Source organism: Blautia sp. 1001283B150304_161114_C9 (genome assembly GCF_015668165.1).
Taxonomy (GTDB): Bacteria; Bacillota; Clostridia; order Lachnospirales; family Lachnospiraceae; genus Blautia_A; species Blautia_A wexlerae.
The window spans coordinates 31,413-55,553 of the sequence record NZ_JADPGO010000024.1; the positions used below are offsets into that span (position 1 = coordinate 31,413).

18 protein-coding genes, 1 pseudogene and 1 riboswitch are annotated in these 24,141 nt (G+C 42.2%); of the genes and pseudogenes, 1 reads left to right on the forward strand and 18 read right to left on the reverse strand.

Annotated elements, in window-relative coordinates; translation table 11 throughout:
* Window positions 1-160 precede the first annotated feature (160 nt).
* The 3 genes from I4V44_RS12465 to I4V44_RS12475 all read right to left on the reverse strand — a co-directional run bounded on the left by I4V44_RS12465 (window position 161) and on the right by I4V44_RS12475 (window position 3,416).
* Complete coding sequence (locus I4V44_RS12465) at window positions 161-1,930, reverse strand: Na/Pi cotransporter family protein (RefSeq protein WP_008705912.1); 1,770 nt, start codon at window positions 1,928-1,930, stop codon at window positions 161-163.
* A gap of 259 nt (window positions 1,931-2,189) precedes the next feature.
* The gene (gene greA / locus I4V44_RS12470) at window positions 2,190-2,690 is read right to left on the reverse strand and encodes a transcription elongation factor GreA (protein ID WP_008705914.1); all 501 of its coding nucleotides are present in this window, start codon (window positions 2,688-2,690) and stop codon (window positions 2,190-2,192) included.
* A 135-nt stretch (window positions 2,691-2,825) separates the two neighbouring features.
* Entirely contained in the window at window positions 2,826-3,416 is a 591-nt protein-coding gene (locus I4V44_RS12475; protein WP_055153387.1) for a TetR/AcrR family transcriptional regulator, read from the reverse strand.
* A gap of 515 nt (window positions 3,417-3,931) precedes the next feature.
* On the opposite strand from I4V44_RS12475, the gene I4V44_RS12480 reads away from it, so the two are divergent.
* Window positions 3,932-7,126, forward strand: a complete 3,195-nt coding sequence (locus tag I4V44_RS12480; protein ID WP_196002799.1) for a YhgE/Pip domain-containing protein — start codon at window positions 3,932-3,934, stop codon at window positions 7,124-7,126.
* Window positions 7,127-7,139: 13 nt separating this feature from the next.
* On the opposite strand, the gene I4V44_RS12485 is transcribed toward I4V44_RS12480, so the two are convergent.
* The 15 genes and pseudogenes from I4V44_RS12485 to I4V44_RS12555 form a co-directional block, all read right to left on the reverse strand.
* Window positions 7,140-9,899, reverse strand: coding sequence for a translation factor GTPase family protein (locus I4V44_RS12485; protein ID WP_196002800.1), 2,760 nt, complete (start codon window positions 9,897-9,899; stop codon window positions 7,140-7,142).
* Window positions 9,900-10,099: 200 nt separating this feature from the next.
* Window positions 10,100-11,032, reverse strand: coding sequence for a hypothetical protein (locus tag I4V44_RS12490; RefSeq protein ID WP_196002801.1), 933 nt, complete (start codon window positions 11,030-11,032; stop codon window positions 10,100-10,102).
* 401 nt (window positions 11,033-11,433) lie between these two features.
* Window positions 11,434-11,787 carry a CGGC domain-containing protein gene (locus I4V44_RS12495; protein WP_196002802.1) on the reverse strand — a complete coding sequence of 118 codons (354 nt, stop codon included), beginning with the start codon at window positions 11,785-11,787 and terminating at the stop codon, window positions 11,434-11,436.
* A 189-nt stretch (window positions 11,788-11,976) separates the two neighbouring features.
* Window positions 11,977-12,732, reverse strand: a complete 756-nt coding sequence (locus tag I4V44_RS12500) for an ABC transporter ATP-binding protein (protein ID WP_008705921.1) — start codon at window positions 12,730-12,732, stop codon at window positions 11,977-11,979.
* Window positions 12,732-13,817, reverse strand: a complete 1,086-nt coding sequence (locus tag I4V44_RS12505) for a FecCD family ABC transporter permease (protein ID WP_243009553.1) — start codon at window positions 13,815-13,817, stop codon at window positions 12,732-12,734. Before I4V44_RS12505 ends, I4V44_RS12500 begins: the two co-directional genes overlap by 1 nt.
* Window positions 13,818-13,831: 14 nt before the next feature.
* Complete coding sequence (locus I4V44_RS12510; RefSeq protein WP_196002803.1) at window positions 13,832-14,938, reverse strand: ABC transporter substrate-binding protein; 1,107 nt, start codon at window positions 14,936-14,938, stop codon at window positions 13,832-13,834.
* Between the two features lie 115 nt (window positions 14,939-15,053).
* Window positions 15,054-15,323, reverse strand: a riboswitch (cobalamin riboswitch).
* Window positions 15,324-15,410: 87 nt separating this feature from the next.
* On the reverse strand, window positions 15,411-16,061 hold the full coding sequence (locus I4V44_RS12515) for an ABC-2 transporter permease (RefSeq protein WP_196002804.1): 651 nt from the start codon (window positions 16,059-16,061) through the stop codon (window positions 15,411-15,413).
* Complete coding sequence (locus I4V44_RS12520; protein WP_118516967.1) at window positions 16,058-16,903, reverse strand: ABC transporter ATP-binding protein; 846 nt, start codon at window positions 16,901-16,903, stop codon at window positions 16,058-16,060. The genes I4V44_RS12515 and I4V44_RS12520 overlap by 4 nt, the downstream gene beginning before the upstream one ends.
* 3 nt (window positions 16,904-16,906) lie before the next feature.
* Window positions 16,907-17,278, reverse strand: a complete 372-nt coding sequence (locus tag I4V44_RS12525) for a GntR family transcriptional regulator (protein WP_008705927.1) — start codon at window positions 17,276-17,278, stop codon at window positions 16,907-16,909.
* 341 nt (window positions 17,279-17,619) lie between these two features.
* Window positions 17,620-18,486, reverse strand: coding sequence for a patatin-like phospholipase family protein (locus tag I4V44_RS12530; RefSeq protein ID WP_174514926.1), 867 nt, complete (start codon window positions 18,484-18,486; stop codon window positions 17,620-17,622).
* A gap of 8 nt (window positions 18,487-18,494) precedes the next feature.
* On the reverse strand, window positions 18,495-19,304 hold the full coding sequence (gene thiD, locus I4V44_RS12535; RefSeq protein ID WP_008705936.1) for a bifunctional hydroxymethylpyrimidine kinase/phosphomethylpyrimidine kinase: 810 nt from the start codon (window positions 19,302-19,304) through the stop codon (window positions 18,495-18,497).
* Between the two features lie 25 nt (window positions 19,305-19,329).
* Complete coding sequence (gene thiE / locus I4V44_RS12540) at window positions 19,330-19,965, reverse strand: thiamine phosphate synthase (RefSeq protein WP_055060316.1); 636 nt, start codon at window positions 19,963-19,965, stop codon at window positions 19,330-19,332.
* A 36-nt stretch (window positions 19,966-20,001) separates the two neighbouring features.
* Window positions 20,002-21,126, reverse strand: a complete 1,125-nt coding sequence (locus tag I4V44_RS12545) for an aldo/keto reductase (protein ID WP_196002805.1) — start codon at window positions 21,124-21,126, stop codon at window positions 20,002-20,004.
* Window positions 21,127-21,490: 364 nt separating this feature from the next.
* Window positions 21,491-22,876, reverse strand: a complete 1,386-nt coding sequence (locus I4V44_RS12550; protein WP_196002806.1) for a sodium-dependent transporter — start codon at window positions 22,874-22,876, stop codon at window positions 21,491-21,493.
* A 522-nt stretch (window positions 22,877-23,398) separates the two neighbouring features.
* A pseudogene (locus I4V44_RS12555) lies at window positions 23,399-23,678 on the reverse strand (hypothetical protein); the annotation flags it as partial.
* Window positions 23,679-24,141: the final 463 nt, after the last annotated feature.

Sequence of the window (24,141 nt, forward strand, 5' to 3'; positions counted from 1 at the left end):
CATTTTCTCTGAAATATCTCTCAGATACTTCAGAGTGCCCGGATTTCCTGATCATGCAAATAACATCATCCGTTACTGTTCATTTCGTTCTCAGTAACGTTGCCAAAATTCATTCCAAATTGCCTGCGGCAATGGAATTTTGTCATCTACCTGTTTATTTTTATGAAAGCTGATATTTGATTCGTGCGTCTTCCAGTTCATGATAAAATGTTTCGTCCGGATGGCTCTTGACAATATTCAGATGACTGTGAGTATCATACAGATCTTCATTCACCTGCGTCACACAGACTCCAATATTGGAACAATGGTCTGCCACACGTTCCAGACAGGTTGTAATGTCTGAAAGGATAAATCCCATCTCTATTGTACATTCACCGTTTCTCAGTCTCTGTACATGACGACGTTTCACTTCTTTGGAAAGTTCATCAATCACTTCTTCCAGCGGTTCAATTTTCTCCGCAAGTTTCATATCCTGTTTGTCAAAAACTTCATATGCCGTATTTACGATATCTTCTACTGCCTGTCCCAGCACTTCCAGATCTTTCTTTGCATTTTCGGAAAACTTCAGTCCTTTTTCATAAAGCTCCTGTGCTGATTCCATAATATTTACAGCATGGTCAGAAATACGTTCAAAATCCCCGATACAGTGAAGCATAATGGAAAGGCTGTGACTGTCTGCTTCTGAGATATCTTTGTGGCTCAGCTTCACCAGATAAGTTCCCAGTTCATCTTCATAGCGGTCAACCTTGGATTCCATGTTTTCCACACGTTCTACGCCTTCTTCACTGTATTTATCCACCAGACTCAGTGCTGTAAACAGTGCATTGTGGGATTCTTCTGCCATTTTTCTTGCTGCATTGCGGCTCTGCTCTACTGCAAATGCCGGTTTCTCCAGGAAACGAGGCTCCAGGATCATAAATTCTCTGTCCTCTGCTGAAACAACAACGTCCTCTTTTTTGTCCCGGATTGTAAGACAGGCAAGTTTCTCCAGTCCCTTTGCAAAAGGAAGAAGAATGATCGTTGCAGTAACATTAAATACACTGTGGATAACAGCAATTCCTGCCGGTGTTGCTGCCTGATGGAAGAAAGAAAATCCAACAACTGCATTTATAAGATAGAATACAGTCATAAAGATAACCGTACCGATCAGGTTGAAATACAGATGTACTGCTGCTGCACGTTTTGCATTCTTCTTGGCTCCGATTGCAGAAAGGATTGCAGTAATACAGGTTCCGATGTTCTGTCCCATAATGATCGGGATTGCTGCACTGAACGGTACTGCACCTGTAAGACACAGGGCCTGCAGAATACCTACGGATGCAGAAGATGACTGGATCACTGCAGTAAGAAGGGCACCTGCTATAACACCTAACAACGGATTTGAGAATTTAAGTAACAGATTTGTAAATTCCGGTACTTCTGCAAGGGGTTTTACAGCAGAACTCATCATATCCATACCGTACATCAGGATTGCAAAACCAATAAAAATTGTTCCGATATCTTTCTTCTTTGAATCATTGATAAACAGAATGAAAATCACACCAATGATCGCAAGCACAGGGGAAAATGATGTTGGTTTAAACATCTGAATGATAAAATTGTCACTCTGTATTCCTGTCAGGCTTAAGATCCAGGAAGTGATCGTGGTACCGATATTGGCACCCATGATCACTCCTACTGCCTGTGATAATTTCATGATCCCTGAATTTACAAAACCTACTACCATAACAGTCGTAGCTGAAGATGACTGGATCACTGCTGTTACTCCTGCTCCCAAAAGCACTGCTTTTATCGGATTTGAAGTAAGATTTTCAAGAATCTTCTCCAGCTTTCCGCCGGAAACCTTCGCAAGGCCATCTCCCATTGCATTCATACCATACAAAAATAATGCAAGGCCTCCGATCAATGTTAATATACTGAATAAATCCATGATTATTCTCCTTTTCCCTTTTCATAAGTATATGGTTATTTAACTTGTTTCCCATCATAACCATGCTTTGTAAAATCATCCCCATGAGAATGTTAAATCCATGTAAAATTTCCAGTCATCCTATTCATTCTGTGAAAAATCTCCATAAATCCATCCGTATTGTTAATATAAAAATAAAAAGAACCATTGCAAGAGCTATGACACTAACCTGTGTTCATCTCTTACAATAGTTCTTTCTTAATATTCAACAGTATTATTATCAGAATCCGCGGATTTCTTCATCCTCGGAACCGGTCTTATCAATAGAACGGATTTCCAGGAAGTAACTGTAGTTATCATTTACTTTCACTTCCACTCTGTCTCCAACCTTGTGACCTTTTAATGCCATACCAATGGGAGATTCAATGCTGATGCGGTTTTCCATGGAATTTCCTCTTATGGAAGTTACCAACTTATATTTCTCAATCTCATCGTCTTCCTCGAAATATACCTCTACAATATCGTCCATTCCAACTTCATCGTCTTTGGAATCATCAGAAACAATAGTTGCTGTTTTCAGCATATTCTCAAGGTAGCGGATACGGCTTTCGTTCTGGTTTTTGTGCTTCTTTGCCGCATAATATTCGAAGTTCTCACTCAGATCTCCCTGGGCTCTTGCTTCTTTTACAGCTTCGATTGCTTCTTTTCGCACAACCAGCTTGCGATGGTCGATCTCCTGCTGGATTTTCTCAACATCCTTCTGTGTAAGCTTTTCTTTCATGACTGCATCTCCCTTTTATTACTTCTGCTTTTTATTCCTGCTTTATATTGGCTTAACCATAGCAGAAGGGCATCATTTTGTCAAATCATTACTGTTCACTCCGTGCCCGATAACCCACTTCACGATGCACAGGATTTATGCATTTGGTATCTGCCGCAGGAAGTCATGTGTCGTATTCTCGATCATTCTGTTAGTCAGTTCTGCAATATGTTTGGTTGATTCCCGGTGTTCCGAAGAAAGCCATGCTTTGATCATTCCCACACATCCATTAAGGCAAAATGCATAAACATATTCCACGTCATGGTTATCTGCTGCAAATTTTCCGGACAACTGCCGGAGAACAGTGTCTGCAACCATCTTCTCCATCCTGCTCACAAACCCCATATCTCCATTGCTTCCCAACAGAGCAATACAAATATCCTTATTATTATCAAGAATTGTAAAAATATGCTCGATCATCGGATAAGAACTTCCATTTTGTACCAGATCCAGAGGATGCTCCTCAATTACCTGAGCAATCTCATCCATCAGCTCATTTTCAATGCTCTCCAGCATTTGATAAATATCACTGTAATGAAGATAAAACGTAGACCTGTTAATATCTACCTCATCCACCAGTTCCTTAACTGTAATTTCCTTGATGCTCTTCTTCTGCATCAGTCGTGCAAGACCTGCCCGAAGCTGTGCTTTAGTTTTTCGTACTCTTCTGTCTACTTTTTCTGCCATTAACATTTCCCCCTGTTCTTTATTTCACATTCTATAGCAATTCCATAAAACGCCCAGACATCTCTGTTATGTCATTCCGTCTTCTGCCTTTGGCCTGGGTAAATGCTTATTGCTTTTCACAACCTTCTCAATTGGCTCAATTGTAAATATCACCAATTTTATTCTCATGTTTTTGTATATTTTATCCTAAATGTAGATTCTGTGTAAAAATAGTCATTTTAAACAAATATGTCTATTAATATACGTCAAATAGCAAATTTAATGGTTGTATCTTATTTTTAGTTTTAGTATAATACCATCCATGGAAAAAATCAACACCTTGTTGATTAATAGTTTTCATAACTGTTAATCGATTATGTTTTGATTATTCAATCTGCTGTTTATCAGCACCTTACTGTTCCACTCCAGCTCATTAGTGTGCCGAAAAGTTGATTCTTGAAACAATCTTGCAGGCCCACTAGCTGTAAACCGAACAGTTTTCACTACAACCAAATATAGAAAGAAAGGGATAAGGTATGATCAAAAACGAATGGAAAAATCTACTGCATAATAAGATCATGTTCGTTGTGGTAATTGCAATTATCGCAATCCCGATCATTTACGCAGGACTGTTTCTGAAATCCATGTGGGATCCATACGGAAGTGTTGACCATCTTCCTGTAGCAGTTGTCAACGAAGACAAACCTGTAGACTACGATGGCACCACGCTAAGTGTAGGAAAGGACATGGTAGAAGAATTACGTGAAAATGATTCTATGGCATTTAATTTCGTAGACAGCCGTACAGCTGAGGATGGTCTGGAAAACGGTACTTACTATATGGTAATTACCATTCCGGAAGACTTTTCCGCAAATGCTGCCACACTTATGGACGATGAACCTAAGAAAATGGAGCTGAAATACGAAACCAACCCCGGAACCAACTATATTGCTTCCAAATTAAGTGAAACCGCACTGCTGAAGATCAAAGATGCAGTTGCCACCAAAGTAACAGAAACCTATACACAGACAATTTTTGACCAGATAGCCAAAGTCGGAGACGGTATGCAGGATGCAGCCGATGGTTCCGGTAAGCTCAAGGACGGCATCGAATCTGCTGCCAAAGGAAACCAGACCATCACCCAGAATCTGAAGAAACTCTCTTCCAGCACACTGACTTTCGCAGATGGCGCCGAAACCCTTACAAAAGGTATTCAGGAGTACACAGATGGTGTCTCCCAGGTAAATGAAGGTGCCAGACAGCTTGATGACGGTGTCAGCACACTGACAGCAAAAGTACCAGAACTTACATCCGGAATCGATGCTCTCAACAGCGGTGTTAAAAATTACACAGACGGTGTTGCAAAGCTCAATGAAAACTCTGAGAAATTGAAAAAAGGGGCAAGTGCCCTGGAATCAGGAATTAATTCCCTGAGCGCAGGTGTGACAACACTGGCAGATGGAGCTACTCAGTATATTAACGGTGCAAATTCTCTCGCAGACGGAACTACCGCTTATGTAAAAGGTGCCGGGCAGTTAGCAGCCGGTGCTTCTCAGTTAAGCGGACTGGAAAATCTCGGTCAGGTATCCGGCGGTATTTCCCAGTTAAATGCAGCAGTTTCCAAAGGAAGTAATTCCTCCGCTGCATTAAAAGACGGAACCCAGCAGCTTGAGGATGGTCTGGGACAGCTCTACACACAGTTGTCAGCTTTACAGAACAGTGCATCCGCTGCTTCCGTTGACAAACTTACCACCGGACTGAGCCAGGCAAAAACAGGAATGGAAAATGCCAGTGAAGGGATGACCTCCGCAGCAACCGGAATCTCCAATGCCTCCGATGCGATCAGCCAGGTAAGCAGCCAGATCTCCGATACTCTTGTACCGGGACTTCAGGATGCAGCTTCTCAGGCATCTTCCGCAGCAGAAAGTATTGGTTCTGCACTTGGTGAGTATACTCAGGCTACTTCTTCCGCACTCGAAACAGCCAACAGCGAGATTGCTTCTGCTCAGACCGCCATGCAGGCAATGCAGAATGTCGCAGCAGCTCTGGATAATGCCGCAGCTTCTGCAGATGAAAATGGTATGATCTCCGCTGATTCTATTGCCGGACTTTCTGATGCACTTTACTCTTCTGTTACAGATCTGGAAGGTGTGGATGGTTCTTTCGCAGCACAGTATTCCAGTGAGATCAGCAACGCCGTAAGCAGTATGTCCTCTGAACTTTCTTCCAGGGTTTCTGAACTGAATTCCGCAGCTGAACAGATGAATGCAGTTGCAGGTCAGCTTTCTGACGGTGCTTCCACTTTAAGTAACGGCGCACAGAATATGTCTGCAGGTGCAGATCAGATGAATGCAGGTGCAGGTCAGATCCCGGATGTTTCCGGTAATGCATTCAGCTCTGTGACTGCTGCCGTAAAACAGCTCTATGCAGGTGCTCAGGCAGTAAATGCAGGAACTCAGTCTGTTTCTTCTGCACTGACTACACTGGAAAACAGCACAGCATCTTTCCCACAGGCAGCCGCAGGTGTGAAAGCATTAAATGACGGATTCAAAACTCTGACTTCCAATGACACAACACTTACAGACGGTGCTGCAAGCCTGAAATCAGCAGGTAAGAAACTTACTGCTGCTGTACCTCAGATTTCCTCAGGTGCTTCTCAGTTATCAGAAGGAGCCTCTACACTTAATGATGGAATCAAAGAGTACACGGATGGTGTGTCCACTCTCGCTTCTAACAATGAAGCACTGACAAGTGGAACCGGACAGCTTGCCGATGGTGCCAAAACCCTGGCAAGTGGCGCTGATACCCTCAGTAATGGCACAAAAACTCTGGCAAGTGGAACAGCGAAGCTGGTTGCCAATAATGATTCACTGACCAGCGGTGCCCGGAAACTTGCAGACGGTGCTTCCCAGATTCAGAGTGGTTCCTCTCAGCTCTATGATGGTTCCAAAGAACTTGGAGATGGCATGACAAAATTAAAGGATGGATCCTCTACACTGTCATCCAACCTCAGTGAAGGTGCAGATCAGGTAAAGAGCACGAAATCCAGTGATACAACTGTCAGCATGTTCGCAACACCGATCGAAGATGAGGAAACCCAGATCACAACCGTAGAAAACAACGGTCATGCAATGGCACCATACATGATGTCTGTCGGTCTCTGGGTCGGTGCACTGGCCTTCTGCCTGATGTATCCTCTGACTACATACAAAGGCAAACTGAAATCAGGATTTGCATGGTGGGCAAGCAAAGCTTCTATTCTTTATCCGGTAGCAATCCTCCAGGGACTTTTCCTGATCATTCTGCTTCATGTATTCAATGGATTTACACCTGTAGAGATGACAAAGACAGTATTATTTGCCTGCCTGACAGCAATGGCATTTACATCTATTATGTATTTCTTCAATATTACCTTTGGTAAGGTTGGAAGTTTCCTTATGCTGGTATTCATGGTAATCCAGCTTGCAGGCTCCGCTGGTACTTATCCGGTAGAAATTTCTCCGGAATTTGTATCCAAAATCCACTCTTATGTACCATTTACCTATACAGTAAATGCATTCAGAAGTACAATTGCAGGCGGCACAAGTATCCGTCAGTCAGTTTATGTACTGATCGGATTGATCGTAGTATTTACTCTGCTTACAATCCTGCAGTTTAATCATATGGCTCATCAGCGTAAAGCGAACAGGAAAACACTTTATGACTGGTTAGAAGAAAAGGGACTGGCTTAAAAGCCAGTCCTTCTTATTTTTCCAGTCTTTTCTCTTTCATATATTGTGCCATTTCATCAGAAATATTGTCGATCAGATAATTCTTACTGCTCTGACGTTTCTCATGCCATTGCTGGCGAATCTGGTTTTCTGTAGCTTTTATTTCGTCACGAAGACCTCTGGCAGACATACGGTGAGCACCCTGTCCCATGATAATGATCTGCTCCAGTCCATCGGATGTTGCTACCGTTACCTGGTTTTCCCTGCCGATCTTATGAACCGTTTTCTCAATGTACTGATCCGCTGTCTCAGCTTCTTTGGTGTAGACTACATGAATGTTATGATAGGTGATCACTTCCTCTGCATGGCCCTCTATCTTGTAAGCATCAAATACAAGAATTAACGTACATTTCTTAAAGCCCTGATAGTTGCTCAGAATATCCATCAGTTTTGTCTGTGCTGCATGGAGGTTTGCATCTGCCAGCTCTTTTAAATCTTCCCAGGCATAGATAATGTTATAGCCATCTACAAGGAGATATTCTTTTTCTTTCTTCTTAGTAGAAGAACTGTTGCGGTAATAGCTGCCGCTGTCAGATTTTGCAGAAAATGTTCTCTTAAACTGTGGTTCTTTGTAACGCTTGACCGGTCCGAATGTGCGCTCGAAAATGGCTTTCAGCTCTTCCTCATCCTCATAGCTTCCTACGCCGGCATTCTTTGGCGGGCAATAAACTGAATCTCCCTGATTCCTTCCATTCCTGTTTCCTGCTATACTTTCTTCACCCTTCGGTATGGTACCACCCGGCTCAGACTCGTCGACACCCTCTAAGTGCATATAATCCTCTACTTCATGCCATGGTACCACAAATCCTGCTCCATGAGCACAGAATACAGAACCTGTGGGATTGTCCAGGTCACGTTCGGAATCATATCCCATCTCCTGTACAATCTCATCCTGATTCTGACATGGTGCATAGCCCTTTAATGAACAGAATAATCTGCCACGTCCCTTTGTATAGGAAGTTACCTGTGTCTGGTAATCGCGCATCATTGATACAGGTGCACTCCCCTTCAATATCATCATATCATCCTCATCTGCTTCCGGCTGCTGGAAGGTTCCATTCATTTTCTGAATGTCAGTCATAGCACGCCCGATCATATCTCCCGGAATCTCAAGTCTGAACTCATAATATGGCTCAAGCAGGACACTCTTTGCTTTCTTTAATCCCTGCCGCACAGCCCTGTACGTCGCCTGCCGGAAATCGCCGCCCTCTGTGTGTTTCAGATGGGCACGTCCTGTGATCAGTGTGATCTGCATATCTGTGATGGGAGAACCGGTCAGTACTCCCGGATGCTCCCGTTCTTCCAGATGAGTCAGGATCAGTCGCTGCCAGTTACGATCCAGCACGTCCTCACTGCATGCAGTAAAAAACTGCAGACCGCTCCCCGGCTCTCCCGGTTCCAGAAGCAGATGTACTTCTGCATAATGACGCAGCGGTTCAAAATGGCCTACACCTTCTACCGGCTCTGCGATTGTTTCTTTATATACGATATTTCCTGTGCCAAACTCTACTGCTACATGGAAACGCTCCCAGATCAGATGCTTTAATATCTCAATCTGAACCTCACCCATCAGCATGGCATGGATTTCTCCAAGCTGCTCGTTCCATACAATGTGAAGCTCCGGTTCCTCCTCTTCCAGCTCTTTGAGTTTCTTAAGCATCTGGTGAACATCACAGTCCTCAGGAAGCAGAATCCTGTAATTTAATACAGGTTCCAGAACCGGCATTTCGGATTCCCGTTCAATCCCAAAGCCCTGTCCCGGATGTGTCTGGGAAAGACCGGTTACTGCACAGATGGTTCCTGCAGGAGCCTCCTTTGCAAGCTCAAATTTCGCACCGGAATAAATACGGATCTGATCCGCTTTCTCTGTATCTGTAAGAAGTTCCTTTACCTTCAATGTTCCTCCGGTGATTTTCATATAGCTTAAACGATTGCCCTGATCATCTCTGGCAATCTTGAATACTTTTGCACCAAACTCTGAAGGATATTCTGGTGTCTCACAGTATTTTTCCAGCCCATGAAGGAATTCTTCTACCCCTGTCATTTTCAGAGCAGAACCGAAGAAACATGGGAAAAGTTTTCGCTCTTTGATTACTTTTCGGATATCTGATGTTGAAATCTCTTCTGTTTCCAGGTATTTTTCAAGCAGTTCCTCATCGCAGACAGAAATATCTTCCAGAAACTGAGACTGCAGAGCTGATATTTCATCTTCTGCTTTCTCTGCTGTTTCGTCAGTACTATTTTCCATTCCACTTGTGTTTTCCCAGGTGAAGTCAACACAGTTATCACTCAATCTCTTCTTCAATTCTGCCAGAAGTTTCTCTTTATCTGTTCCGTCCTGATCCATTTTATTGATAAACAGGAACGTCGGAATCTGGTATCTTGCTAGAAGTCTCCATAACGTCATGGTATGTCCCTGCACTCCATCTGCACCATTGATCACAAGAATCGCATAATCCAGCACCTGCAGTGTCCTCTCCATCTCTGCCGAGAAATCCACATGTCCCGGTGTATCCAGAAGAGTTATCCCCCTGTTTCCCAGTTCAAACTCCGCCTGCTTGGAAAAAATCGTAATTCCACGCTCCCTCTCCAGGTTATAAGTGTCCAGATACGCATCCTTATGATCCACACGCCCCAGCTTACGGATTTTTCCCGTTAAATATAAAATCCCCTCCGACAACGTAGTCTTACCTGCATCTACGTGGGCAAGGATACCAATAACAAGTTTCTCCATAGTATATTTAAAAGCTCCTTTTTCTTTATAAAATAAAATCAGTAGTTATTTTTTTATTGCTCTATCTGTTAAAATTCTTTATCAATTAATTATTTTAACATACTGATATAGATAAATCCAATAGGGTTGTGTTTTTATGTGTTCATTTAGTCCAAAAGAGCCCACATTTACAGTTAATGTGGACTCCGCTTCCATTATTTTTAATATGTGGTTTTCATATTCTTTTTTTCATTCAACCACTTATATACAGTCTTTTCTTCTACTTTTACTCCCTGAGCAATCTGCTGCACAGATAATCCCATTTCAGCCAATGAAATTGCGGTTTCTTTTTTAGTTTTCATTACTCCTTCTGCCATACCAGCTTCATACTCCGCTTTCCTAAGTTTTCTTTTTTCTTCTTCTTCGTTATATTCAAATATACTCATAGCAATAACCTCCGCACGATTCTTTTGCAGAAATTCTTTTAAAATTCCCTCCTGAATACTCTCACTTACCGCACATTCTACAGCCGTATTCAGTTCCATTTCTTCAGAATATCTGCGTACTTTCGCAACATACTGAGCATATTCCCTTAATGTCTGGCATTCTTCCATCAGTTTTTTATTATGCCCTACATTTATATTTAATGTAATAACCTTCAGTTCAAGATTTGGCTCGCCAGACATATTTTCATAAGACTCTGACAAATATTCAACCCAGCGATCTTCATTTTTCTCTGTTCCGTTATAGAATACGATAAAATTTGGTGTGGGTATTCTCAGTCTTGTTGATGTATACAGAGATTTCCAATCCACCAGTTTCTGATATTCACTGGAGATATAGAACAAATCTCTTAAAGGCATGTTCGGGTTATACGTAGACTGATGTTCATACAGAAACAGATTCGTATTTATAATAAATGCCAGATCATTCTTCATTCCCATATAGATTGCATTTTCAAGTGTCACAATCTCTAATTGAGTTGCATCTGTATAGGAAGTTTCATTGATTGCATTATACAGCGACAACAGATTCCTTCTGTCTGAAAACAGCATACGGAATACTGTATCTTTGTATTTACGGTTTGCAGTTGCTGTGTTGCCTTTCAATCGGTTTCTTTTCACAATAATTTTTTTGTTCTTTCTTTTTGCCATTGGCAATACCTCCTGTTTTCCGCAGGAGTCAAAGAACATTTTGTGCTATTCTTATCACTTCTCAGCTCCTGCTTTTCATAATTAACTGGAATTAAAAGCATGGATTTCTGAATTGAGATTAGAATAATCAGACGGCAAAAATGCCTTGAAATATAAGAGAAATATGCTTTATACTTATGTTAGCATTACTTACTCTTATTTTCAAGGCATTTTATATTCTTTTTATTTTATAAATTATATGGGAGTTACTGTTCACACACCACTATTCCGCGAGGTGTTTTGGCATGAATATGCCAAAATCCCGAGACATACAAGCCAAAATTCCATTGCCGCAGGCAATCTGGAATGAATTTTGGCTACGTTACTGTGAACGGAGTGAACAGTAACGTATGGGAACTTTTTTATTCCTTATGTGTCCCTCTGACTACTTTGATTCCACGTTCTTCTATCATATTGCAGATCTGTGTCATCCTTGGACATTCATGCGTTCCATCCGGGAGACGACAGACACCTACGTGGATGGCACTGATCTTTTCGCTGACCAGTCTGTCTATCTTTTCCAGGATTCCTTTGTCTTCTATGGGTTCTATCGGGTTGGCGCCTTTGCATCCGTTACAGGTCATCATTGCTGCCAGACAGGTATCTTCCGGATAATCCTGAAAGAAATCGGTTCTGTTCTGAAATGCTGCCAGGCATCCAACTCTGGCGCATACATTATTAGAATGAATACACGTCAAAATTCCTATTTTATTCATCTTTTTCCTCCATATATAGCAGGCCAGAGTCAAAAATTTTCCTGACTCTGGCCTGTCAATACTCAAACATTCGAAATCCTCTGATTTACTACGTAAATTGCTACTTTCTCATGTTTGACGAGTCCCAAGCTCCAAAGTCTTATCGTGCAAGCACGAACGACTTTCTGACCTTTTGACCCTGATATCATATTATAAAAATAAAATATGCATCTTCCCGCGGCTGTCATTTACCACTTCCGAATCTACCTGGTAAATCCTTTTGATCAGCTCCGGAGTGAGTACTTCCTGTGGAGTTCCATATCCTTCCAGCACACCATCTTTCAATACATAAATCTTATCGCAGTATGCCGCCGCAATATTCAGGTCATGGATAGCTGATATTACAGTTACGTTAAGTTTCTTTACCAGTTCCATCAGCATGATCTGATGCGTGATATCCAGATGGTTAGTCGGCTCATCGAGAATCAGTGCAGGCGTCTGCTGTGCAAGTGCTCTTGCCAGAATAACCCTCTGTTGCTCTCCACCTGACAGCGTAGAGAATGTACGATCCGCAAATGCATCCATCTGTACCGTTTTCAGTGCTTCTTCAACAATCCGGTAATCTTTTGCATTATCCCGTTCCAATGCTTTCTTATGAGGGGCACGTCCCATCAACACAACTTCCCGTACGGTAAAATCAAAGTTGTAGTAATTGTGCTGTGCCACAACTGCCATTTTTCTGGCGGAGCTTTTTACGCTCATGGAATGGAGTTCTTCGCCGTCCAGATAAACGGCACCTGCATCTGGCTTCAGGATACGGTAGATGCATTTTAATAATGTAGATTTTCCGCTTCCGTTTGGTCCGATGATCCCTACCAGTTCCTTATCCTTTGACTCTATGGAAATTCCCTTCAGTATCTGTCTGGCGTGAAATCCAACCTGAATATCTTCTGTAGTGATTTTCATTACTTACTACCTCCAAATCCATAGGATTTCCGCACAAGCAGATAAATAAAGCATGGAGCACCGATAATGGATACCAGCACACCGATCGGCATCTCAGAATTCTTCAGGATTACACGACATGCCACATCACACCAGATCAGAAAAGACGCGCCAAGAAGTGCGCTCAGTGGAAGTAATCTTCTGTGGTCAGTTCCAAACAGAATCCTGACTACATGAGGAATCACAAGTCCTACAAATCCAATCACGCCAGCACAATATACTGCAAATCCAATCATTACAGAAGCAACGATCAGGTAAAATGTTCTCAATCTGTGTAAATCTGTTCCAAGTGTGATAGAAACTTCATCTCCCAAAAGCATCAGATTCAGGTTTCGATACTGCGTCCAGAAGATGACCACACATATCAGAGTAACCGGAAGCATCACACCTACTCTGGCCCAGCTTGCCCCTGCAAGACTTCCCATGCTCCATTTCATAACTTCCGTAGCTGCATTTTTGTCATTCGTAATGTAAATAACAAAATTTGAAAAAGCAGAGCACACCGCACTGACCGCCATTCCGGCAAGGATCAGCTTAGCTGATGTTGCCTTTCCTCCCATATTTGCAATAGCAATAACTGCAAAGGAGGTAATCATTGCGCCAATAAAAGCAGTAACTCCGACAGAATTTCCGCCAAGAAAGCTTCCAATTCCAAGCATGATTGCCAGCGTTGCGCCAAGAGATGCACCGGATGAAATACCCAGTACATAAGGATCTGCCAGCGGGTTCTGCACGATTGCCTGCATTACTACGCCGCATACAGAAAGAGCCATTCCAACTGCCAGAGCCAGCAGGACTCTGGGCAGTCGGATCAGCCATACAACATCGTGAATTGCACCTTCTGCATAGGCAGACAGACTTTTTATATGAAATAATTTATAAACAATGACACTGTACACATCCTTCAGCGACAGATCAGCATTACCAAAAGTAATCGCCGCAAGTATGGAAAAAATAAGAAATCCGGCAAGCCCGATGAGGACTGCCACATACATGGATGCTCTAAACACATTGCCTTTTTTTGTCTGTGAAACCTGTTCTTTCACTGTATTTTCCTCAATCAGTCAAGATTAACGTCTGGATATAATCCTTTTGCAAATGTTTCGATTCCATCCTGTGTACGTGTTGCACTTGCATACATCTCGCTGAGCATGATCGGATAAACACGACCGTTCTTTACAGCGTCAAGACTCTGAAGTGCTTCGTCATCCTGAATAACTGCAAGCTGGTCATTCTTAACTGTTTCTGAATCATCTCCTGCATATGGCATATATACTACGAAAATTACGTCAGGATTTGCTGCAATAATATCTTCTTTTCCAACTGTAGATGCATCCGGGTTTGCCAGAGTCGCACCTAACTGTGTTACCATATCTCCACCAAGGCTCTTTGCACCATAGTTTGTGATATCTTCTCCAAGAGGTTCCAGAACCATTACGCTTGGTTTCTCTTCTACATCTGCTGTTGCTGCAAGAGTTTTATCGATCACTGCCTTTGCATCATCTACGATTGCCTGTGCTTTGTCCTGTACATCAAAAATCTTTCCAAGATTTAAGATATCTGTAAATTCATTTTCCAGAGTTCTGTCTCCGTCAGGGCGTGTGTTTGTGTTGTAATAAGTGTTGCAGCCTTTGTCGATCCAGTCTGTTACATTTCCGAGATTTTTATCAGAAAACAGGGAGCTCCAGGATAAGATCATGTCTGGCTCCAACATCGTTACAGTCTCAAGGGATGGGGTAAATTCATCAAGATAATTTGTTTTTGAAAATGCATCTTTAAGTTCATCCGGAACTTCATTGTCAAGACCTGCTGTAGCTACCAGGCGGTCTTCCAGACCAAGTGCAAGCATGGTTTCAATGCTTCCCTGATATACAGCAAGAACTTTCTCCGGTGCCTTTTCATAGGTTGTTTCGATTTCATTTCCATCATAATCATAGGTTGTGATGGTCAGAGGATATTCTGTCTTTGTACCTTCTGCATCTGATGAATCCTGTGCGTCTGCATCTTCCTGTGTATCAGAGTCTGCATCTGCTGCCGGCTGATTGTCCTCTTTGATTGTCTCAGAGTCTGCTCTCTCTGCTGCAAAAGCTGCCGGAGCTGCGGAAACTGCCATAGCTGCTGCCATCATAATTGCCATGATTCTTGTGGATAAATACCTGTTTTTCATTTGACTTCCTCTCTTTTCGTATATGTTATTTACCTGTTCGTGTAACCGAAAAGATGGGACTTCAGAAAAAGTAAAATAGAAGTGATAAAAATAACGGATACTTTTTACGGAAGCTCCTTCTTTACGCTGTCAGGCAGGTTTCCTGACTCACAGATCACAGAAAGTTTCCATAAAATAAAAACTGATACAACATCCATGCTTCAGCAGTTCATGAATGTTGTATCAGAAATATTTCCAGATACTCTCTGGCAGCCGGATTCCGCCTTCTCACATATTTATGCAATGACATATTACAATCCCGCTTTTTTTTCTGTATACAGTGGCCGCAACCGTTCAGGCATTTCACCTGATTCCCTCTCACATTACCATACACAAAATCTGCATATGATAATGTTCACTTAACAGCTTATTCAATTACGCTGATGCAATTTTAGCACACTGCTTTTATAATTACAACCATATTCGAGACACATCAGAATTCTTTCTTCTCCATAAGCCGGACACCCATCCAAAAAGACCCCATATATACAATTACTGTAAATAATACAACTCCGGCCAATACCATTCCCCAGTTCAGTCCATTCAGCCATGCATCGACTGCGTCTGCTGAAAGTCCCATTGTTTTTATCAGAATATAAACTACGGCAAATATAATAGCCCACATGACCATTGCAATATAACGTCCTTTTTCCGCTCCAAAATGTATTACAAGCGGGAGCGATACCGCCAGCATAAGAAGTGCCAGTGGAATGTATATCAGGCTGCCAATGATAGTCTCACTCAGACACCCCTGAAGTTCTGCCACACCTTTGCAGATTACTCCCGTTATCGTTGCAATTCCCCACGCTACAGCCGTAAGCCCTGCTCCCAGCAGATATTTTTCCGCCACATACTGTTTTCTGGTAACCGGCAAGGTCATAAGAAACGCAAGACCATTATCAAACTCATCATAACTTATAGTCGTAATGGCAAAAATTGCTGTGACAATCGTAAAATATCCTGTAGCAAAACTGACACTCCCGCTTCCTGCCAGATTCAGGATGACTTCCATTACAACAACCAGGATAAAAAACTGTTTCTGCTGTTTCATCAGTTCTATATCCTTTACAAATAATCCCTTCATACCTGTTCCTCCATCATCACTACCAGATCATCAATCTTTCCATTCTCAATTACAACATCTGGGTAATTTTCCATATAAAATTGTTTCTGGTTTGTCAGACACCTGTATCCATAAGCTTCTTTCCGGATCTTAATAAGGTATTGCTGATCCAGTTTTTCGTACTCTTCTTCTGCAACTTTAAGAACTGCATAATCCGACAGCAGTACATCTGTATCCTCATGAAGGATAATTTTTCCGGCATGGATCATATAAAAATCGTCACAAAGACTCTCCAGATCTGATGAAATATGTGAACTGATCAGAATAGAACTGCTTTCATTTTCTTCCATATATTCTCTCAGCATGTTCAGCACTTCATCCCTGGCTATCACATCCAGACCAACTGTGGGCTCATCCAGAATCAGCAGTTCTGCCTTATGGCTTAATGCTGCCAGTACTTTAAACTTTGCTTTCATACCAGTGGAAAATTCTTTGATTTTCTTGTCTGTGGGCAGATTGAATCTTCTGCACTGCTGCAGGAATTTCTCTCTGTCAAAATCCGGATATATGCTTTTCATAATATTGGCCACGCCCGCTGCTGTCAGATACATACTGAAGCCTGAATCTGCAAAAACAACTCCCAGTTTCTGCTTATCCTCCGGCTTAAGCTCTTCTGCCTTTTTCCCAAAGACCTCTATCTCTCCGCCATCCGGATGAATCAGGCCGAGCAGAGCTTTAAATGTGGTGGATTTCCCGGAACCATTTCTTCCAATAAGTCCTGTAATCATCCCAGGCTGTACTTCCATAGAACAGTCCAGCGAAAAACCTCTGTAATGTTTCTGCAAATGACTGATTTTCAACATGTCTTAGTCCTCCATGATCATTTCAAAAAGATTTCTGATTTCCTCATCGTTCAGTCCACATCTTCTGCCCTTCATGATTGCCTGCTCCAGATCATGTTCTACTTCTTTGAGCTGTTCTTCCCTCATCAGGTTTTTATTTGTGGCTGCAACGTAGGTTCCTTTTCCATGAACAGTGACGGTAAATCCCTCTTCTTCCAGATTGTCGTAGGCTTTCTTCACAGTCAGGGCACTGATCTTCAGTTCCTTTGACAGACTGCGTACTGAAGGTAATACAGTGTCCGGCTGTAACTCTCCTCTGATAATCGCAGACTTAATCTGGTCTATGATCTGTTCATAAATAGGTACCATGGATGAATTATTGATTATTATATGCATATGTTTCTCCTCCATCTACAAACAGTATATAACAGTGCATAACTGTTGTCAACTGTTTTATACTGTTATACTTTATATTTTATATTTTATCAAACGAGTCTGCCTCCCCCTGTTCATTGATAACATCTCACTTCGATTTGCAGACTAAAAACATTTTTACAGACAAAAAGAAAGATGGATTCGGTTATAAAATTTTCCAAATCCATCTTTCTTCTTATCAGATTCTTAATCCACATTGCTACGTATCTCTACACCGAATAACTACTCTGCAGGGAACTCACTTAATTCGGTTAAAGAATTGTTTTTAATTTGTTTTTATGTAATTGTTTTTTCTCTGTTTTTTACTCTGCCAAATACGCCTTCAGTTTCTCCATATCAGCTTTCATTACTCTCCGTCCCACCTCATAAATCTCCTTTAAATGGGCGGGATCACGCTCAACCGGTTTTGCACTGATGTCTCTGTCCGGGCGGATAACATGGATCCTGCCCTCTTTTTCCAGATATGCGATTTTATCCAGCATACGATTATACTGAATATGACGTTCATCCAGAAGCTTTACAAGCTCCGGATACTCTCTGAACTTCAGTCTGAGCAGCGGCATCAGCTTATTATGTTCTTTTCTGTATCCCGGATGACGGGTACATACTACCACATTTTTCTCATAACCCTGTGAAAGCATCCAGTTTACAGGAATCGGATCTGAGATACCACCGTCCAGATACATTCTTCCATTCAGATTTACCGGTCTGGCAGCCAGTGGCAGGGAAGCTGATGCGCGCATCCATTCCACATCCAGCCTGTCTCCCATTCTGCATTCCTGATAGCAGGGTTTTCCTGTTTCAATATCTGTACATACAACCGTAAACTTCATGGGTGATCTGGCAAATGTCTCTGTGTCAAAAACATCCAGCTTCCAGGGCACCTCCCCATATGCAAAATCTTTGCTGTAAAGATCGCCGGTAGTGATCCAGCTTTTCAATCCCATATATCGTTTATCTTTGCAGAATCTGGTATTATAACGAAGGGTTCGTCCAATCTGGCGGGACTTATAATTACATCCAAAAATTGCACCGGCGGAAACGCCAACTGTAGAATCTGCATAAATCCCCTGCTCCATCAGCTCATCCAGAACTCCGGCTGTATACAGCCCCCGCATACCTCCACCTTCCAGAACCATTCCGAGGCCTTTCTTTTTGTTGTCTTCCATAGCTATTCTCACTTTTCACTTTCTTTCACATATTCATTTCGGATTGCAAATCCATGATCCATAGGGCCACTTCCCTTTCCCAGGTCAAGCATTGCCGCCAGTGCTCCTGAAATATACTGTTTGGAACGTTTTACAGCAGTCTGCAGGTCATATCCCTTTGCAAGATTGGAAGCAATGGCACTGCTCAACGTACAGCCTGTTCCATGTGTGTTTGGATTATCGATACGCTTTCCTTCAAACCAGCAATATTTTCCATCATAGTAAAGCAGATCATTTGCATCATTAATGCTGTGTCCGCCTTTGCAAAGTACTGCACAATGATATGTCTCAGAAATCTTTCCGGCAGCCTCTATCATTTCCTCTGCATTGGTCACTGACATTTCAACCAGAACCTCTGCCTCCGGAATATTCGGAGTAAGCACATCAGCCAGTGGAAACAGTTCCTGCTTCAATATCTCCACTGCATCATCACTGATCAGCTTGGCACCGCTTGTTGCAACCATAACAGGATCCACAACAATGTTTTCCGCTTTATATTGTTTCAGTTTCTCTGCTATTACATGGATCAGATCTTTATCTGATACCATTCCGATTTTTACCGCATCCGGATAAATATCCTGAAAAACAGAATCCAGTTCCTGCCCCAGAAATTCCGGTGTTACATTTAATATTGCCTGTACACCGGTTGTATTCTGTGCAGTTAATGCGGTAATGGCACTCATTGCATATACACCATTTGTAATCATTGTCTTAATATCTGCCTGGATTCCGGCGCCTCCGCTGGAATCACTTCCTGCGATCGTCAGTGCAGTTCTCATAATTGTCTTCCTCTCATTTCTGCTATCATACAATCTTATCTACTGCCTCTTTCAGTTCTTCTGCTGCTTCTTTAATGTTATTCTGAGCATAAATGGCACTGATCACTGCCACACCGCAAATCCCTGTTCCCTTTAGCTGAGATATATTTTCTGCTGTGATCCCCCCGATTGCCACCACAGGGATAGATACCGCTTCACAGATTGCCTTCAGTGTTTCATGGGGAAGTTCTGCCGCATCTGCTTTTGAACCGGTTGCAAATACTGCACCCACCCCCAGATAATCTGCACCACGCTCCTGTGCAAGCAATGCCTGCTCTACCGTTCGTGCCGAAACTCCCAGGATTTTATCCGGTCCAAGTTTCTCACGCACAGCACCTGCTTCCATATCACTCTGCCCTACATGAACACCATCTGCATTCATCTTCAAAGCAATTTCCACATTGTCATTTATGATCAGAGGTACCTTATAATCTCTGCATAATTCCTGAAGTTCAGCTGCTTCCTGCAGGAAAGTTTCATCATCTGAATTTTTATCTCTGAGCTGCAGAAAGGTTACGCCTCCATCCAGACTCTCCTTTACCACTTCCTTAAGGCTCCGCCCATTAAGCCAGTGACGATCCGTTATTGCGTATAAGCGCATTTTCTCTTTATCGAATTTCATGTTTCACTCCTCTTTTCTACTCTTATCTATAGCAATTTACTCCAAAAGTTCTGCTGCAATTTTCTCCAGCTCATCCCTGATCTTAATGTGCTGCGGACATACTTCTTCGCACTTACCACATTTCACACATTCATTGGCAGATTTCCTGCCATGTTTGCCTACCAGCCATTCTTCCTGATGAAGTGCCTGATCTTTGCTTCCGTATAAGGTCAGATAATTCATTGCTGTAAAGGAACCGGAAACTCCGATTTCCATCTGACAGACTTTCGCACAGTAATTACAGGTTGTACATGGGATCAGCGGAATTTTCTTTAATTCTTCCTGTACCTTTTTCAGAGTTTCCTGTTCTTTCTCTGTCAGTCCGTTGAAATCCTTCATATAAGAAAGATTGTCCTGCATCTGCTCGACATTGCTCATACCGGACAGAACAGTAATCACGCCTTCCAGATTTGCAGCAAAACGGATCGCCCAGGATGCTGCGGAAGATTCCGGTTCTGCTGCTTTCAGGATTTCTTCCACACTCTTCGGAGGAGTTGCAAGCATACCGCCTTTCACAGGCTCCATAATTACAATCGGTTTGCCATGTTTACGTGCCACTTCATAACATCCTCTGGCCTGGATTGCCGGATTTTCCCAGTCAGCGTAGTTGATCTGAAGCTGTACAAATTCCATTTCCGGATGTGCGTTCAGGATTGCATCCAGTTCTTCCGGTGTGGAATGGAAAGAGAAACCTGCATGTTTGATCAGACTCTGTGCTTTTTTCTCCTGAACCCAGTCCCAGAGACCGAAATCGTCGAAGTATCTGGTACGTGCTTCTCCGAGATTATGTAACAGATAAAAGTCGAAATATCCTGCTCCTGTCTTTTTCAGAGAAGTGTCAAACTGTGCAGTTGCTTCTTCTCTTGTCTTGCAGTTGATCCATGCTGCGTTCTTTGTAGCAAGCTGGAATTTCTCTCTCGGATAACGCTCTACCAGTGCCTGGCGGATGGCATCCTCGCTGCCTGCATAGGCCCAGGCTGTATCAAAATAAGTAAATCCTGCATCCATAAACAGGTCTACCATCTTTTTGGTCTGCTCAATATCGATCACGTCGCCTTCCAATTTCGGCAGACGCATCAGGCCAAATCCAAGTTTCTTGATGTTTTCTCTTAAATAAGCCATGTGAAGACCTCCTTATTTTCTGAGATTACCAGAATACGATTTCCACTCATATTCCGGTTAACTATTCTATTATAGCGGAAAATTTTATCAATTTCCATTGCATGTCTGTAAAAAATCTCTTATATACCTTTCCCATATCCCAATGTAATGGTATCGCATACTGGCATTCCCCTACATTATCATAATTTCCTGATTTTATTTTTTCAATGATCTATGACCACACTCCAATGCATTATTCTCCCGTATTTCCCATTTTGGACAATATTCTACATCATAAAAATAATACCTCAAATATAAGAAAAACTTCTCCTAAGCAGATTTCAGATTATTTACTCAATCCACTTAGAAGAAGTTATAAGTTTTCTTACATACTGATAATTCCCAAAACGTTTGCAATAGAACTCAGCAAAATAATAATCAGACAAATCGTTGCAAAGTATTTGATAAATACTCTGTACAGTTTCTTTCTGCGGAATGGAGAAGACTGTTCAATTTCTTTTACCATTCCATCAATACCAACAACACGAAGAATCAGAATACAGGTTGCAAGTGCTGCCAACGGCATCATTACTGAGTTTGTCATAAAATCGAAGAAATCAAGGAAGTTCATTCCAAAGATACGAATGAAATCCAGAAGTCCATATCCCATGGAAGATGCGGTTCCAAGTACAATCATGATCACAACCATCAGACCGCAGCATTTCTTACGGCTCCAGTGAAGTTCGTCCATAAATGTGGAAACACTGGTTTCCATCAGGGAAACTGCACTTGTCAGGGCTGCAAGTAATACAAGTATGAAGAATACGATTCCTGTTGCTGTACCAAATCCCATACTTGCAAATACTTTTGGCAATGTGATAAACATCAGAGATGGTCCTGCCTGAAGTGTTTCAGGGTTTCCACCGGAGAATGCAAATACCGCCGGGATGATCATCAATCCAGCAAGGATTGCGATACCTGTATCGAAAATCTCAACCTGTGTGGTAGATCTCTCAATATCCATATCTTTACGGACATAGGAACCGTATGTATACAGGATTCCCATTGCAATAGACAAAGAATAAAACATCTGTCCCATCGCTGCTACTACTGTCATCCAGGAGAAATTTTTCACATTCGGGATCAGGAAATATTTCACACCTTCAACAGCACCCGGACGTGTGACAGAATAGATTGTAACCACGACTGCCAGAACTACCAGAACCGGCATCATGATCTTTGACATTCTCTCTACACCGTTCTGTACACCACCGAGAATGATGATGAATACAAGCGCCGCAAATACCAGAAACCAGATTTCCACCTGCCAGGAATCGGAAATAAAGTTTCCAAAATATCCGTCTTCCGCTACTGCCCGGACATTTCCTTTGAAATATTCCACAAGGTACTTAATTACCCATCCGCCAATCGTACTATAATAAGGAACGATCAGCATTGGAATTACTGCATTTAACCATCCGCCGATTTTGAATGACTTCGTTTTTCCAAAATGCTCAAATGCACCTACCGGACTCTTTCTGGTCATTCGTCCAAGGGCTGTTTCTGACATGATCAGCACATAACCAAATGACGCTGTCAGAAGAATATAGATCAGCAGGAAAATCCCGCCTCCATATTTCGCTGCAAGATATGGAAATCTCCAGATATTTCCCAGTCCTACTGCAGAACCTGCAACTGCCAGCACATAACCAATCCTTCCGGAAAAGCTTCCTCTGTTATGGTTATGTGCAGAATTGTTTTCTTTTTTCATTATACACCTCACCTCGTTACAAAAACCTCCCATAGGATTTCTCCCATGGGAGGTCTGCTAGTTTTTTACTGATTCTATAGTACCAAAAAGATGCGGGAATGTCAAAGACTAATAATAATTACAGACTTAATTGTAACATATTTGTTACTGTTCACACACCACTATCCCAGTATATATTTCAAGTATAGTCTTTCTGTACGCATTGTTCTATGATATAATAGTTGAGCTACCACCCCTAGACAGGTGCAGAAAGGGGGTGTGTTGTAAATGGATATGATCTTATCATTTATGCTTTCTATCTTGGCAAGTGTAATCGCCTACTACATTTGCAAATGGTTGGATAGAAAATAACAGCTGGTAGCCAGCCTAGGGGAATAAGCCACCCTGCCCAAACGGAATAAAAAAGCCTCAGAGGTCGCAACTCTGGGGCTTTTGCTGTGTTATAAATGAATTTAACCTTATCATTTTGCCTACTGGCATTATATCATATGCATTTTTTGTTTGCAATATACTCAATATACTTTTTCGAATCAAGTCAAACTTTTGGTTACTGTTCACTTCGTTCACAGTAACGTATTGGACGGTCTTTGGATCAACACCAGCATAGAGAAGATTGGTAATGTAAGTGTGCCGCAGCTGATGCGGGGTTACATCAAAGTCCAGCGTATATCTGATTTTGGGTTGATTTTTCTGGGTCATGCCCAGCGTTGGGGTAACCGTGTATTTGATGCTCTGTACACCATGCCCGCCTCACCGATAGATAAGGTGTATCCTCGTCCAGAAATACACAATCCCATTGCAGTCTGCCTGTGATAATCTAGTTGATTAAAGTCTGCTGACTTTTCATCCCTTTCAACCCCTTACACAAATCGGCATAATCAAGCCTATTGACCGATATAATAACAGGTCTCCGCTGGCGCGGCTGTCATAACTCCGCAGCATCGTTCGTATCGTGTGCCGCAGGGTTCCCCCCAAGTCTTTGGCGGGCCGTGAAGAAGTATTTTTAAACCCCCATGCAGTCATTGCGCCGAATCTGCCACAATCCGTTTTATGAAATCGCAGATCGCTCTGAAGAAGTCTTTTCATCACCTCCCTGACTGCTCCATCTTCGCGGCGTTTCATATTCGCTCGTACATGGGTTATGTACCTGTTGTGCTGTCTATTCGATTGTCAATGTACTGATGAAGGAGGAAAACTTGTCCTTCTTATTAACACTGACAAAAAAGGCAAAAAACAGGCGCATCAAATGAAATTTTATCAAAAAT